The sequence below is a fragment of the Gilliamella sp. B2785 genome, from assembly GCF_026537005.1.
Classification (GTDB): domain Bacteria; phylum Pseudomonadota; class Gammaproteobacteria; order Enterobacterales; family Orbaceae; genus Gilliamella; species Gilliamella apicola_E.
In genome coordinates this window covers 54,516-69,532 of sequence record NZ_JAFNNC010000003.1, presented here as the reverse complement: position 1 = coordinate 69,532, position 15,017 = coordinate 54,516, and the positions used below count along the sequence as shown (strand labels likewise).

Genomic DNA, 15,017 nt, shown 5'->3' with positions numbered 1-15,017 from the left:
CATTTTGGAATAGATATGGATTAATTTATCAAAATATCTTTATTGGCTATTATAGCGTATTAAAAATAATCTTATTAGATAATTAATCTATATCTTAATTATTATTCTGCTATAATCTCCAGAATTTTCTTGAAAGAACTGATAATAGATAGACATGTTACCCGCAATAATTACATCAATATTAGATACTGATGCTTATAAATTGCATATGCAGCAAGCTGTTTTTCATCATTATCCTGATGTGACTGTGAATGCACAGTTCCGGTGTCGTAGTGATGATTTACTTGGTCAGTATGCTGATCAAATTGCTCATCAAGTTAAATTAATGGAGTCTCTAGCTCTTACTGAAGATGAGTTCGCTTATTTGTCGCATATTTCTTTTTTTAAACCAGATTATTTAAATTGGCTAAAAAATTGGCATTTTAATAGTCAATTGTTAACGATTAAAAATGAAGATGGTCAGCTAGTTATTCAAATTGAAGGTAAATGGGTCGATGTGATTTTGTGGGAAGTACCATTGCTTGCAGTAATTAGTGAGATTGTTCATAAAGATCGTTCTCCTAATATTGGTGTTGATCAAGCTCTGGTAAGACTTAAAGATAAATTAGCAATATTTGATACTAATGATATTGATATATCTGGTTTTAATTTGATGGATTTTGGCACACGAAGACGTTACTCTTTTGCTGTACAAGAAGCCGTTGTTAGTTATTTGCAAAACCATTTTACCAATTTTAATAGTACTAGTAATTATTTATTGGCATATCGTTTAGGATTGACACCAGTTGGTACTCAAGCACATGAATGGTTTCAAGCTCATCAGCGTTTAAGTACCAATTTACAAGACTGCCAGAAGACGGCACTACAAGTTTGGTTAGATGAGTATCCACATGATTTGGGTGTTGCATTAACTGATTGTATTACGATGGATGCATTTTTACGGGATTTTGATTATTATTTAGCCTCTCATTATCAAGGATTACGCCATGATTCAGGCGATCCGATAGAGTGGGGCGAAAAAGCGATTCGTCATTATCAGCAATTAGGAATTGATCCTAAAACAAAATTACTGGTTTTTTCTGATAGCCTAAACTTTGATAAAGCGCTTAAAATCTATCAATACTTCAATAACCGAGTAAAATTATCTTTTGGTATAGGCGGTTTTTTAGCTTGTGACATTCCGTCTACAGAGTTTAATACCAAGTCCTTGAATATTGTGTTAAAACTCACTGAATGTAATAATCAACCTGTGGCTAAATTATCAGATAGTCCTGGAAAAACGATTTCGAAAGATTTGGCCTTTATTGACGAATTGAAAAGAACGTTCAAAGTCAATCATTAATAATAAAAGTAGATTATTAATGCTAAAAATTTAATAAGTAATATATTATTAACCGGTATTATTAATCATAAAGAAAATTTTCTATGGTTAGTCATTTTAAATTTATATTGCTTTTAATAACATTAACTATATAGATAATAAAATAGAGATGGATAATTAAAATGAATTCAGTTGCTCCTATTGTTGACGTGTTACAAGGCAAAATTGCTGTTGGTAGCACTATTTCTGTTCAAGGCTGGGTACGAACGCGCCGTGATTCGAAAGCCGGTATTTCATTTCTGGCTGTTTATGATGGCTCATGCTTTGATCCTATTCAAGCTGTTATAGAAAAAGATCTACCAAATTATGAACAGGATATTTTACGTTTAACTGCTGGCTGTTCAGTAAAAGTAACAGGAAAAGTAGTTGAATCGCCTGGTCAAGGTCAAAAATATGAGTTGCAAGCAACGAATGTTGAAGTTTATGGTTTTGTTGATGATCCTGAAACTTATCCTATGGCCGCTAAACGTCACTCAATTGAATATCTTCGTGAGGTTGCCCATTTACGAGCTAGAACCAATATTGTTGGAGCAATCACTCGTGTGCGACATACATTAGCCCAAGCTATTCACCAATTTTTTGATGAACGTGGATTCTTCTGGTTATCAACACCAATTATTACCGCATCAGATACAGAAGGTGCGGGAGAAATGTTTCGAGTTTCAACTCTTGATATGTTAAATCTACCTAAAACAGATAATGGTAAAATTGACTTTGATAAAGATTTTTTTGGTAAAGAAGCCTTTTTGACTGTTTCGGGTCAACTCAATGCAGAAACTTATGCTTGTGCACTTTCTAAAGTTTATACTTTTGGTCCAACATTTAGGGCTGAAAATTCAAATACTACTCGCCATTTAGCCGAATTTTGGATGATGGAGCCGGAAGTTGCTTTTGCCGATCTTAACGATAATGCAAAACTCGCCGAAGATATGTTGAAATATGTTTTCAAGACGGTACTAGAGAAACGCGCTGATGATATGCAGTTTTTTGCTCAGCATATTGATAAAGAAGCAATCAATCGCTTAGAAAACTTTATTAATGCTGATTTTGCTCAAGTTGATTACACCGATGCCATTTCTATTTTACAAAACTGTGATGCAAAATTTGAAAATCCTGTCAGTTGGGGAATTGATTTAGCCTCTGAACATGAACGGTATTTGGCTGAACAACATTTTAAAGCGCCAGTTGTTGTTAAAAATTATCCTAAGGATATCAAAGCATTCTATATGCGTATGAATGATGATGGTAAAACTGTTGCAGCAATGGATGTATTAGCGCCAGGAATCGGCGAGATCATTGGTGGTTCGCAACGTGAAGAACGCTTAGATATGTTAGATAAACGTATGGATGAGTTAGGTCTTAAAAAAGAAGACTACTGGTGGTATCGTGATTTGCGTCGTTATGGAACTGTTCCACATTCAGGTTTTGGACTTGGTTTTGAACGATTGATTGTGTATGTCACTGGTGTACAAAATGTTCGTGATGTGATCCCATTTCCAAGAACACCGCGTAATGCAAATTTCTAAAATTTGCTCAAATTTTCAACTGACTTTTTGTCAGTTGATATAAAAATTAATATAAATAAAATACAAAAATCGTATAAAAATTAATCAAACGGATGCAATTTTAAGCTTAGACACGAAGTTTTAGGAAAAGTTCACTTGATTTTAATAAATTTTTATACATAATTTACAGTACTGTGAAAATTGAGATAAAAATAATAGTTATAAACATTAGTTAAAAACATTATTTTTGGATGAATAATCATTGTAACAAAATTGACACAACCCAAAAGACGTGTCTTTTAAGAAAAATAACCATGAGGGTAAGAAATGAAACGTAATCTATTAGCAATCGCTATCCCTGCTCTTTTAGTAGCAGCAGGTGCAAATGCTTCTATCGAAGTATGGAATAAAGATGGTAACAAAGTAGACTTTTACGGACGAGTAAAAGCTGCTAACAACATCACTGACCGTGGACAAGTAGGTGAAGGTGATGATACTTCAGCTCGTTTAGGTATGTCTGGTCAAACACAAATCACTGACGGCATCACTGGTTATGGTCGTTGGGAATATGAAGCTAAAGCAGGTAAAGATTCATCTAACGAAGTTCGTTATGCATTCGCTGGTTTAAACTTTGGTGATTTTGGTTCATTCGATTACGGTCGTAATGACGGTGTGTTAAAAGCAATCACTGCATATACTGACGTATTACCACAATTTGGTGGTGACGCAGCAAACAATGAATGGAACGTGCTTTCAGCTCGTACTAAAGCTGTTGCAACTTACCGTAACAACAATTTATTCGGTTTAACTGACGATATCAGTTTTGCATTACAATATGCTGATAATGGTGATAATTCTAATACAAAAGATCGTTTCAAATCAGAAGCCTTTGATGATGATGTATCAAGAGAAGCTTATGGTGCAAATGCTCAATGGCGTATTTTTGATACAGGTTTAACAGCTGGTGCAGGTTATGCTCAATCATCTTCAAGTGAACATCGTCATAGCACTTGGACAACTGGTATTAAATATGATAATTATAATCTATATTTAGCTGCTAACTATTTCCAAAGCAAAATTAAAGAAAATAAACCTGTAACTAATCATAATGGTAGAAGCTATAATGCTGATGAGAAAATCAAAGGTTTTGAATTAGTTGCTCAATATGGTATTGATTTAGAAGTTGGTCGCTTGACACCATCTTTAGCTTATGTACAACATAAACAAAGTTATGATCATGCACATTATGCAAATCATTCATCAAGTTCACCTTTAGTGAAATATGTATCTTTAGGTGCAACTTATGATCTAAATAAAAACTTCAGTGCAATTGTTGAATACAAATTTAACTTGCTAGATCGTAAAGATATTGGTGCAGCAGAAAATACCAAAGTTCAACGTGGTAAACATTCGGACAAACCAGGTACTAAAGACGTGTTAGGTGTTGGTTTAATTTACCAATTCTAATCTCTTAATATCCTTAAATATCTTAAAAAGGCACTTAGGTGCCTTTTTTTTCGCCTATTAAATGTCAAACCATACAAAAAAACATTTTATGCTTAAAAAAAATTAATTTTAAGTCATAAAATGTTCCTAATTCGCAGAATTACATGTGATAAACATTGTTAATCTACAGTGTTTCAATAAAAACCTAGTATTCAATAGTAGATATCCCAGTAATAATTTAGTTGCTATTTGAAAGCAACTATTTATTAAACCAAGAACAAATATTTTTGTATCTTTTTTCAATAATAAAATACCTAAGAGGGTAATTAAATGAAACGTAATCTATTAGCAATTGCTATTCCTGCACTATTAATTGCAGGAACAGCTGGCGCTTCTATTGAAGTGTGGAACAAAGATGGCAATAAAGTTGACTTTTATGGTCGAGTCTATGCTTTAAATTATCTAACTGATCGAAATAATCAAACTGGCGAAGGTGACAAAACGACAGCCCGTTTAGGTATGTCAGGTGAAACGCAAATTTCAGATAGTTTGAGTGGCTATGGTCGTTGGGAATATGAAGCAAAAACTGGATCAGATGCTGATAACGAAACTCGTTATGCATATGCTGGTTTAAATTTCGGTGATTTTGGTTCATTTGACTACGGTCGTAACGACGGCGTATTAAAAACTTTAACTTCTTATACTGATGTTTTACCTGAATTTGGTGGTGATGCTTCAAATAATGATATTTATGCATTAACGGCTAGAACAAAAGCTGTAGCGACTTACCGTAATTCAAACTTTTTTGGATTAGTTAACGGTTTACGTTTTGCTGTACAGTATGCAGATAACGGAGATAATAGTTCAACTCAATATCTAAATAAGCATGATCGTACTGACCATGATAGTGCAGAAGCATGGGGTTCTGTAATTGATTGGGATGTGCTTGATAGTGGTTTATCTATTGGTGCAGGTTATGCGCAAACTGGTGGACATAAAGATGCTAAAGCATGGTCAGCAGGTGCTAAATATAATAACTACAATCTTTATTTAGCTGCACTTTATATTCAAGGTAAACAAAAATATGGTTGGGAAAAAGCGTCAAGTACAAGTAATACTGATGATTTGAAAACCAAAGGTTTTGAATTAGTTGCACAATATGGTATTGACTTTGAAGTTGGCCGTTTAACACCTTCTGTTGCATATATTCAACATAAAGTACAAGATGCTTCAAGCTTCTCAAGAAGTGGTGATGCAGGCCTTAAAGGTAATGATTTAGTTAAATATGTTGATGTTGGCTTAACTTACGATTTCAATAAAAATTTATCAGCCATTGTGGATTATAAAATCAATTTATTAGATAAGAATGATATTGGCGCACGTCGTGCTTTATATGAAGACGGTACATTTAGTAAATCTCAAATTAAAGCAACAGCTAAGGATACTGTTGCATTAGGATTAATTTATCAATTCTAATTATTTTATCTTTTGATTTGATGAAAGGCACTTCGGTGCCTTTTTTCTTGTCTTTCTGGATCAAATACTGCTTGCACTTTAATAGAGAGTTTGCTAAAAAATACACAAAATAATAAGGAATTAGGATTATTTGATGCTTTATATTACTCGAAAGCTACCTGCAAAGAAAAGCATTGCATTGGTTGCACATGATCATTTGAAAGAAGCATTATTAAATTGGTGCAAAACAAATCGCGAAGAACTCTCTCATCATAATTTATGTGGGACAGGTACAACAGGTACATTAATTAAGAAAGAAACCGGATTAAATATTACGCCAATGCTTAGTGGTCCAATGGGGGGCGATCAGCAAATCGGCGCTTTAATCGCAGAAGGTAAAATTGATATTCTTATATTTTTCTGGGATCCTCTAAATGCCGTTCCTCATGATCCAGATGTAAAAGCACTATTACGCTTATCAACGGTTTGGAACATTCCTGTTGCAACTAATCAAGCAACAGCTAACGCATTAATACAGTCCTCAATATTTACTCAAGAAGTGGAGATAGAGATCCCTGATTATCAAGGCTATTTAAATGAAAGAGTAAAATAGATGCCAATTCCTTCACAAGTTCGCAAAACAGGTAGATACATATTATTATTTGATAATCTGTTTATTGTATTGGGATTTTATGTCGTATTTCCGCTCGTTTCTACGCACTTTGTTAGCCAAGTAGGTTGGAGTGCACTATTTGTTGGTTTTGCTTTAGGATTTCGTCAATTTGTTCAACAAGGATTTGGCTTAATTGGTGGTGCTATAGCTGATCGATTTGGTGCAAAACCTATGATCATAACAGGTATGTTTTTGCGGTCGATTGGCTTTATTTCAATGGCTTTAGCAACTGAACACTGGTTATTACTTGTATCTTGCTTATTGTCTGCATTGGGTGGACTGTTATTTGATCCACCTCGAATGGGATTAACCATAAAATTTACTAGACCTCACGAACGAGGCAAATTTATATCATTATTAATGATACAAGATAATGCCGGTGCAGTTATTGGTGCTCTTATTGGTGGTATCTTAATAGATTATGATTTCCAATTAGTTTGTTGGTGTGGTGCTTTTATCTTTTTCTTATGTGGTATTTTTAATCTGTTTTTTTTACCCTCTTATCATATTGCAATTGGTAAAGCTTCAATTATTAATGGTATGAAAATGGTTTTGAAAGATAAAAAGTTTACTCATTATGTGCTTACTTTAACTGGTTATTATGTGCTTGGGGTGCAAGTCATGTTGATGCTACCTCTAACTATTACCAATATTTCAGGAAGTTCAAGCTATGTGAAATGGATGTACGTGATTGAAGCAACTATCTCACTAACTCTGCTTTATCCTATTGCTCGGTTTAGTGAAAAATATTTTAGATTAGATCAACGCCTTAAATTTGGATTACTTTTGATGTCGTTTGCCTTTATAATAATCGGATTTACATCCCAATTATCTATTTTGCTATCCTTGATTGCGCTTTTTTACCTTGGTGCAATTATTGCTGAGCCGGCTAGAGAAACTTTAGCAACCGTGTTAACTAATCCAAAAGCCAAAGGTAGTTATATGGGATTTAGTCGATTAGGGCTTGCTTTAGGTGGGTTTGTTGGTTATACCGGTGCCGGTTGGCTTTATGAAATTGCAATCAAGATGGGTTTTCCGCATTTACCGTGGATTATTTTAACTTTAGTTGGTTTATTAACGTTAGGTTATTTACAATATTTATTTAAGGATGAACCACCTTTTAATTTAGTCAAGATGAAAAAAATTGATTAATTTCACCATATTTAAATAAAATTGCTTCACCAGTGTTTAATTTATGCCAAGTTTCATTTGAGGTTAACGGCATAGTTGAAATAATAGTGACAATATCATTTGGTGTAGTATGCTTTTGAAAATCGATTTCAACATCTTCATCAATTAATTTTGCTTTACCAAATGGCGCTTTTCGGGTGATCCAATGAAGATTAGTCGAGCAATAGGCAAATACATATTCACCATCTGAAAGTAACATATTAAAAATACCGAATTCGGTTAATTTAATCGCATGTTGTCGAATATAATTAAAAAGTTCAATGTAATTATCTGGTTTTTTGGGATATTTTTTATGTAATTCGTTAATTAAATAACAAAAAGCATATTCACTATCAGTTAACCCAACAGGCTCAAAAATTCCTATATCTAATGTTTGATAATCAGTCAATTGCCCATTGTGAGCAAAAGTCCAATTTTTTCCCCATAATTCGCGAGTAAAAGGATGGGTATTTTCTAGAGCTACTCCTCCTCGATTAGCTTGACGAATATGAGCAATTACTGCCGTTGATTTTATTGGGTATTGTTGAACTAATTTAGCTATAGGTGAAAAACTACAAGGTTCAGGATCTTTGAATGTACGACATCCTTTACCTTCATAAAATGTTATTCCCCAGCCATCTTTATGTGGACCTTTATCACCGCCACGTTTGATTAAACTGGTAAAACTAAAACAGATATCAGTCGGCACATTGGCACTCATACCCAATAATTCGCACATATTAAGCCATCTCTTTTTCAATGAGTAAAATCAAAATATGAATCACTTTTATATGGATTTCTTGCACTCTATCAGCATAACCAAAATGAGGTACACGAATGTCTACATCAGCCAAACCATTCATTTTTCCACCATCTTTACCTGTAAGAGTGATAATTTTCATACCTTTTTGTTTTGCTGCTTCAATCGCTTTAATGACATTAGTTGAGTTTCCTGAAGTTGAAATACCTAGTAGAACATCACCTTTTTGACCAACACCTTCTACATAGCGAGAAAAAATAGAATCGAAACCATAATCATTACCAACGCAAGATATATGACTTACATCTGAAATTGCAATGGCAGGATAGGATGGTCGATTATCGCGAAAACGGCCAGTTAACTCTTCAGCAAAATGCATAGCGTCACAATGAGAACCTCCATTACCACATGAAAGTACTTTACCACCTTGTTTAAATGTGTTTGCGATTAAAATGGCCGCCTGCTGGATTTGTTTAAGATTTTCATCATTTGAAATGAAATTGGCTAAAACTTCAATTGCTTGATTTAGCTCATCTCGAATAGTGTTAATGTACATCAATTTTCCCCTTTTTTGTAGAAATTTTTTCTTATTATTGTAATTCGTTAATAATAGCTTGCAAGTAATAAAAATTAAATTTCTTATAGTAAGAAGAAACTTTGATGCAATTATTAAAAATTTATAAATCTTTGTTGAAGGAATGATAATTTATAAATGTAAAAATTACACTTTATAAACAGTAAATTTACAAACAATAACTTTCAAATAATCATACTTACTTATGCTTGTTATAAACATGTTAATTCCCCATTTTTGCTAATAGGATAACCCTTTAATCTGTGCTATAATTGGCTTATAAATTTTTCACTAAAAGTGATTATAAAATTGCATCTAGAATCTATCGATAAGGAATAAATATGCAAATAGTTAAAGGTAAAGTTGCTGCACCAAAAGCTAAAGTAGCCATTATCGTGGCACGTTTTAACCAATTTATTAACGAAAGTTTAGTTAATGGAGCAGTAGATGCATTAACTCGTATTGGTCAAGTTGAAGATAAAAACATTTCAGTTATTTGGGTACCAGGCGCTTACGAAATTCCTTTAGCAGCAAAAGTTGCTGCACAATCAAAAAAATATGATGCCATTGTAGCATTAGGTACGGTAATTCGTGGCAGTACGGCTCATTTTGATTTCGTTGCTGGAGAATCAAGTTCAGGTTTATTGAATGCTAGTTTAGAGTATTCAATACCAGTTGGTTTTGGAATTTTAACCACTGAAAGTATTGAGCAGGCGATCGAACGAGCTGGAACTAAAGCGGGTAATAAAGGTGCTGAAGCCGCATTAACCGCACTTGAAATGTTAAATGTTATCAGAACAATTAAGGGGTAATTTAGTGGCGTTAGTTAATCCTCGTCGTCGAGCAAGAGAGTGTGCCGTTCAAGCCATTTACTCTTGGCAAATTTCTAAAAATGATCTTGCTGATGTTGAGAGCAGTTTTATAGCTGAACAAGATATGAAAGGTGTTGATAGTAAATATTTTAGAGAATTACTTCATGGTGTTGCCAAAAACACAGCAGAATTAGATGAAAAAATGGCACCTTACCTAACAGAAAGAACTGTTGATGAGTTAGGACAAATTGAATTAGCGGTACTACGAATTGCAAATTATGAATTAATGAAGAGACATGATGTCCCTTATAAAGTGGTTATCAATGAAGCAATTGATCTGGCGAAAACTTTTGGCGCAGAAGAAAGCCACAAATTTATAAATGGTGTATTGGATAAAGTTGCTCCAACTATTCGTACACGATAACTGTCTTAAATTGGGAATCTTATGAACGACACGATCGAAAAAAGCAGGCCTTCAATTTTTTATGCCAAAAATAGTCAATCAAGTGTGAAATCTGTAAAAAACAAAGGCAATGATCATCGAAGTAAGCGTAAAAATGATAGTCTTCACTCTAATTCAAAAGCAAAACATGATCGAATTGAAACATTTAAAGTAAAATCATTAAATAAAACTATAAAGTCATCTAAAGTAAACTTATATTTATCAGATGAACATGATTCTCCCTGGCAAAAAAAAGTTAAAGATAACGATCAAACTCCAACATTTGGTTACGATGAGTATCGACAAAAAAAAGAAGAGACTTTAGTTTATAGTGAAAATAGTTGTAGAGCTGTATTTAAGCATCGACGCTCTGCTATAGTGAAATTATTTATTACTCAAGAAATGACTTACCAGTTTAAAGATTTAATTAATTGGTTAGTCAAACAACGACTAGGTTATGACGTTGTATCAACAGAACAAATTACTAAAATAACTCAAAACCTACATCATGGTGGAGTCTGTTTAATTGTTAAAAAACGGATACCACTCTCTTTACTTGATTATTTACATGAACATGATGATAAAGTTCGTGATTGTATTCTTGCGATTGATGATGTTAATAACCCTCATAATTTAGGTGGATTAATTCGTAGCGCTGCTTTTTTTGGCGTTAATGGTATCATTTTGCGTCAAACTAATTTGCTTGATAGTGGATCAGCAATGCGAGTCGCTGAAGGTGGTATTGAAGCGATTGAACCAATTAAAAGTGATGATTTTATTGTATCCATAGATATATTAAAAAAGAATGGTTATCAAATAATTGCCTTATTACCATGTCAGTCAAAATCCATTAAATCAACCGAATTATCACAACTTCAATTTAAAAAGAAAGTTGTATTAATTATATTTCAACAAATTAACACAAAGTTAATTAATTGTGCTGATAATGTTGTGCATTTGAGTGGTAATGATAATATGTCGGCATTAAATATTTCTGTTGCAGCAGGGATTGTTTTATCTACTATTAAATATCAATCTTAATTGATATTGCTCTAGTTATTTTTGAATATTTTGATGAAGTTAACACTTTTATCTTCTCATTATATTAAATAGCATCAATTGGTTAGAAAATGGTTGTTTTTTCTGTACATTGGTATCGAGTTTTTTAATGTATTGGTAATTATTATGTCATCTAAACATCGAGTTGGTTTAATTTTTGGTAAGTTCTATCCATTACACAGTGGCCACATTTATCTTATTGAAAAAGCGTTAACGCAAGTTGATGAATTACATGTAATGCTTGGTTGTGAAGCAACTCGCGATAAACAACTATTTGAGAAAAGTCGTTTAGCTAGACAGCCACAAGTTAGTGATCGTTTTTCATGGTTAAAAGATACCTTCAAAGATAGACATAATATTCATATTTATATTTCTGATGAAACTGGAATTAACTATTATCCTAATGGTTGGAAAGAGTGGAGTGATAGTATTAAACATATATTATCAGAAAATAAAATTGAACCATCTGTTGTGTTTACTAGTGAACCACAAGATGTAACGGAGCATGAGCGCTATTTTGGTTGCCCTGTAGTTGTTATTGATGCTAATCGTGAATTCGTTAATATCAGTGCAACCAAAATTCGAGAAAATCCTTATCAAAATTGGTCTTTTATTGCCCAAGCAGCTAGACCTTTTTTTGTTAAAAAAGTCGCCATCATAGGACATGATAAATTTAATGAATTGCCCGTAAAATTAGCTAATATTTATAATACACAATATGTTTCAAATGGGTATATAAATTATATTCAACGAGAAATTTCCACTCTAGAAAATAAACGTTACTTAAGTGAAAATGATTATCTAAGAATTGCAATGTTACATGTAGAGAGAATGAGTAAATCATTAGAAAATGCTAATAAGCTTCTCTTTACTTCGATCGATTTTGGGACATTATCTAACTACTACGAGCAAATTTTTGGCAAATCTAATGAAGTTTTAATTGGACTAAAAAGTAGTTACCAATTTGATTTAATTATTCATGAAAACGAATTACCGGCGAATTCCACTCCATTACAGCATTTTGAAATTGTTTCTAAAATGGTTGAATCGTTATTGATTTAGCTCATCACATTTAGGTTAGCTTATGTTAAAATAAGCTAACTTTTTGTGATAGGTGAATTTTTATGTCTCAATCTTCTCAACCAAATGAAAATCAGGATAAAATTGATTTTGGTTACACCCAAGTTCCAAAACAAGATAAAGTAAAACGCGTAGCAGAGGTGTTTCATTCTGTTGCAGATAAATACGATATCATGAACGATCTAATGTCATTTGGTATTCACCGAATCTGGAAAAAAATAACTATTGAGTATAGTAGTGTTAGGAAAGGACAAAAAGTCCTTGATCTAGCTGGTGGTACAGGTGATTTAACAGCTAAATTCTCACAAATAGTTGGAGATGATGGCTTAGTTGTATTAGCAGATATCAATGAGTCGATGCTTAAGGTTGGTAGAGATAAACTACGAGATAAAGGCTTATTTAAAAATATTGAATATGTACAAGCAAATGCAGAGGAGTTACCATTTGCAGATAACTATTTTGATTGTATCACTATCTCATTTGGTCTACGAAATGTGACTGATAAGCAAAAAGCGCTAGAATCTATGTGGCGAGTTTTAAAGCCAGGAGGGCGTTTATTGATTCTAGAATTCTCTAAACCACAATACCAAATTTTAAATAAAGCCTACGATCTTTACTCATTTACTATGTTGCCATTAATGGGAAAAATCGTAGCGAATGATTCAGATAGTTATCGATATTTAGCTGAATCTATCAGAATGCACCCAGATCAAAAAACACTGAAAAAAATGATGGAAGATGCTGGGTTTGTCGATGTTAAATATCACAATATGACAGGCGGTATTGTAGCCTTACATACTGGTTTTAAATTTTAATATGATAAACAAATAATGACATTTTTTCGACTTTATAAAATATTAACCATATTTCGAGCTTATCGATTAGAAGAGCTATTACCAAAACACCGTGTCTCAAGGTGGTTACGAGTATTATTGTTTTGTTTGTTTTGGGTTAGACCTAAATCAAATCAACAAGAGATTGGTGAAAGGTTGCGTCAAGCCTTACAAGAGCTAGGCCCGGTATGGATAAAATTTGGGCAAATGGTTTCAACAAGACGCGATGTGTTGCCAAAACGTCTTGTCGATGCTCTAGCCAAATTACAAGACCAAGTTACCCCTTTCGATGGAAAAATTGCAAAACAAATTATTGAAACTGCTCTAGGGTGTCCTATAGATTTTTATTTTTCAGATTTTAATGATCAACCATTAGCATCAGCATCCATCGCACAAGTTCATACAGCAACTTTAAAAAGTAGCCAAGCTGAAGTGGTAATCAAAGTTTTGCGACCAAATATTTTACCTATAATTAAATCTGACATTCGCTTAATGTATTGGATTGCTAACCAATTTACTAAACGGATAAAATTTGGTGAAAAGTTACGGGCTGTAGAAATTGTCAGTGATTATGAAAACACGCTTCTAAAAGAATTGGATCTTCAGAAAGAAGCCTATAACACAGCTCGTTTGCGCGACAATTTCATTAATAGTGAGATCCTTTATATTCCCTATGTGTACCAAGATTTGTGCCGAAAAAATGTTTTAGTTGAAGAGCGAATTTACGGTACTCCGATAGCTAATGTTGATGAATTAAAAAGAAATAATGTCAATATGAAGTTATTAGCAGAGCGTGGTGTTCAAGCTTTCTTTACCCAAGTATTTAGGGATAATTTTTTTCATGCAGATATGCACCCGGGCAATATCTTTGTGGATATAAGTGAACCCCAAAATCCTCGTTACATTGGGATAGATTGTGCAATTGTAGGTATTTTGACTGAAGATGATCAACGCTATTTGGCTGAAAATTTTCTTGCATTTTTTAACCAAGATTATCGAAAAATTGCACAAATTTATATCAAATCTGGTTGGGTTCCTGAAACAACGGATGTTGCCGCATTAGAAATGGCTATGCGCAATGTTTGCGAACCTGCATTTGCTAAACCACTTGGTGAGCTCTCCTTTTCGCAAATTTTATTATCACTATTTCAAGTTGCACGTCAATTTGAGATGGATATTCAACCTCAATTAACCTTACTTGAAAAAACGTTATTTTATATAGAAGGGTTAGGGCGTCAACTCTATCCAGAACTTGACTTGTGGCAAACAGCTAAACCATTTTTAGAAAATTGGTATGAAGATAAATACAGTGCTAAAAAGTTATTACATCAAGTTTGGACTTCCTTACCAGAATGGAAAAACCTTGTTGTTGAGCTACCGGAAAAGTTGAATGATCAGGCTCGGATGACTAAGCTGATGCATGTTCAGTTAAAACAGATTAATCAACAACTTCAACGTAGTAAAAGAAACCAACAAAGATTAATGTTTGCAATTAGTATTCTTAGTCTTTTATGTATTGCTTTACTTGTCGGGCATTAAGCGAGTTATTTTTTGGAATCTCACCATTTAAGTGTATAATTTTACTATTTTAAGCTATTGGAGACTTATCATATGCCAAGTTTGCCCAAATTACTCATATTTGTAGCGGTTATCGTTCTATTATTTGGAACAAAAAAATTGCGTTCATTGGGCTCTGATCTTGGGGCTTCCATTAAAGGTTTTAAGAAAGCTATGAATGACGACGATGATCAAAAAGAGACAGATGATTCACAAAAAGTGGAACGTCTTAACTCATCTGATGATAACCACACCAATAAAGAGTAACTT

General features: G+C 33.3%; 15 protein-coding genes. 13 read left to right on the top strand and 2 right to left on the bottom strand.

The genetic code is table 11. The features are described from left to right. Window positions 1-154: 154 nt before the first annotated feature. The 6 genes from pncB (at window position 155) to mdtH (ending at window position 7,612) form a co-directional block, all read left to right on the top strand. Window positions 155-1,342, top strand: coding sequence for a nicotinate phosphoribosyltransferase (gene pncB, locus J3U24_RS04595; protein WP_065734669.1), 1,188 nt, complete (start codon window positions 155-157; stop codon window positions 1,340-1,342). A gap of 161 nt (window positions 1,343-1,503) precedes the next feature. After that, window positions 1,504-2,907 carry an asparagine--tRNA ligase gene (asnS, locus tag J3U24_RS04590; protein ID WP_267337056.1) on the top strand — a complete coding sequence of 468 codons (1,404 nt, stop codon included), beginning with the start codon at window positions 1,504-1,506 and terminating at the stop codon, window positions 2,905-2,907. A 306-nt stretch (window positions 2,908-3,213) separates the two neighbouring features. After that, the gene (locus J3U24_RS04585) at window positions 3,214-4,353 is read left to right on the top strand and encodes a porin (RefSeq protein ID WP_267337055.1); all 1,140 of its coding nucleotides are present in this window, start codon (window positions 3,214-3,216) and stop codon (window positions 4,351-4,353) included. A gap of 309 nt (window positions 4,354-4,662) precedes the next feature. Continuing rightward, window positions 4,663-5,808, top strand: coding sequence for a porin (locus tag J3U24_RS04580; RefSeq protein ID WP_267337054.1), 1,146 nt, complete (start codon window positions 4,663-4,665; stop codon window positions 5,806-5,808). A gap of 133 nt (window positions 5,809-5,941) precedes the next feature. Beyond that, the gene (locus tag J3U24_RS04575) at window positions 5,942-6,400 is read left to right on the top strand and encodes a methylglyoxal synthase (RefSeq protein ID WP_065734666.1); all 459 of its coding nucleotides are present in this window, start codon (window positions 5,942-5,944) and stop codon (window positions 6,398-6,400) included. After that, complete coding sequence (mdtH, locus tag J3U24_RS04570; protein WP_065734665.1) at window positions 6,401-7,612, top strand: multidrug efflux MFS transporter MdtH; 1,212 nt, start codon at window positions 6,401-6,403, stop codon at window positions 7,610-7,612. It abuts the gene before it with no gap. On the opposite strand, the gene J3U24_RS04565 is transcribed toward mdtH, so the two are convergent. Together J3U24_RS04565 and lpcA are read right to left on the bottom strand one after the other, a co-directional pair. After that, window positions 7,590-8,369, bottom strand: a complete 780-nt coding sequence (locus tag J3U24_RS04565) for a class II glutamine amidotransferase (RefSeq protein ID WP_267337053.1) — start codon at window positions 8,367-8,369, stop codon at window positions 7,590-7,592. The genes mdtH and J3U24_RS04565 overlap by 23 nt on opposite strands. 1 nt (window position 8,370) lies before the next feature. Then, the gene (lpcA, locus tag J3U24_RS04560) at window positions 8,371-8,946 is read right to left on the bottom strand and encodes a D-sedoheptulose 7-phosphate isomerase (RefSeq protein ID WP_267330468.1); all 576 of its coding nucleotides are present in this window, start codon (window positions 8,944-8,946) and stop codon (window positions 8,371-8,373) included. A 359-nt stretch (window positions 8,947-9,305) separates the two neighbouring features. On the opposite strand from lpcA, the gene ribE reads away from it, so the two are divergent. From ribE to tatA, 7 genes are all read left to right on the top strand, one after another. Further along, window positions 9,306-9,776 (top strand): 6,7-dimethyl-8-ribityllumazine synthase, encoded by a 471-nt coding sequence (gene ribE / locus J3U24_RS04555; RefSeq protein WP_065734663.1) that lies wholly within the window; start codon window positions 9,306-9,308, stop codon window positions 9,774-9,776. A 4-nt stretch (window positions 9,777-9,780) separates the two neighbouring features. After that, window positions 9,781-10,200, top strand: a complete 420-nt coding sequence (nusB, locus tag J3U24_RS04550) for a transcription antitermination factor NusB (protein ID WP_267337052.1) — start codon at window positions 9,781-9,783, stop codon at window positions 10,198-10,200. 21 nt (window positions 10,201-10,221) lie between these two features. Continuing rightward, entirely contained in the window at window positions 10,222-11,259 is a 1,038-nt protein-coding gene (locus J3U24_RS04545; RefSeq protein ID WP_267337051.1) for a TrmH family RNA methyltransferase, read from the top strand. A gap of 144 nt (window positions 11,260-11,403) precedes the next feature. Next, window positions 11,404-12,339 (top strand): multifunctional transcriptional regulator/nicotinamide-nucleotide adenylyltransferase/ribosylnicotinamide kinase NadR, encoded by a 936-nt coding sequence (gene nadR / locus J3U24_RS04540; RefSeq protein ID WP_267337050.1) that lies wholly within the window; start codon window positions 11,404-11,406, stop codon window positions 12,337-12,339. 62 nt (window positions 12,340-12,401) lie between these two features. Further along, a complete protein-coding gene (ubiE, locus tag J3U24_RS04535; RefSeq protein ID WP_065563595.1) occupies window positions 12,402-13,172 on the top strand; it encodes a bifunctional demethylmenaquinone methyltransferase/2-methoxy-6-polyprenyl-1,4-benzoquinol methylase UbiE in 771 nt (256 codons plus the stop codon). Window positions 13,173-13,187: 15 nt separating this feature from the next. Further along, window positions 13,188-14,729: a ubiquinone biosynthesis regulatory protein kinase UbiB gene (ubiB, locus tag J3U24_RS04530; protein WP_267337049.1), complete on the top strand. Its 1,542-nt coding sequence runs from the start codon at window positions 13,188-13,190 to the stop codon at window positions 14,727-14,729. 72 nt (window positions 14,730-14,801) lie between these two features. Further along, window positions 14,802-15,014, top strand: a complete 213-nt coding sequence (gene tatA, locus J3U24_RS04525; RefSeq protein WP_065563594.1) for a twin-arginine translocase TatA/TatE family subunit — start codon at window positions 14,802-14,804, stop codon at window positions 15,012-15,014. Window positions 15,015-15,017: the final 3 nt, after the last annotated feature.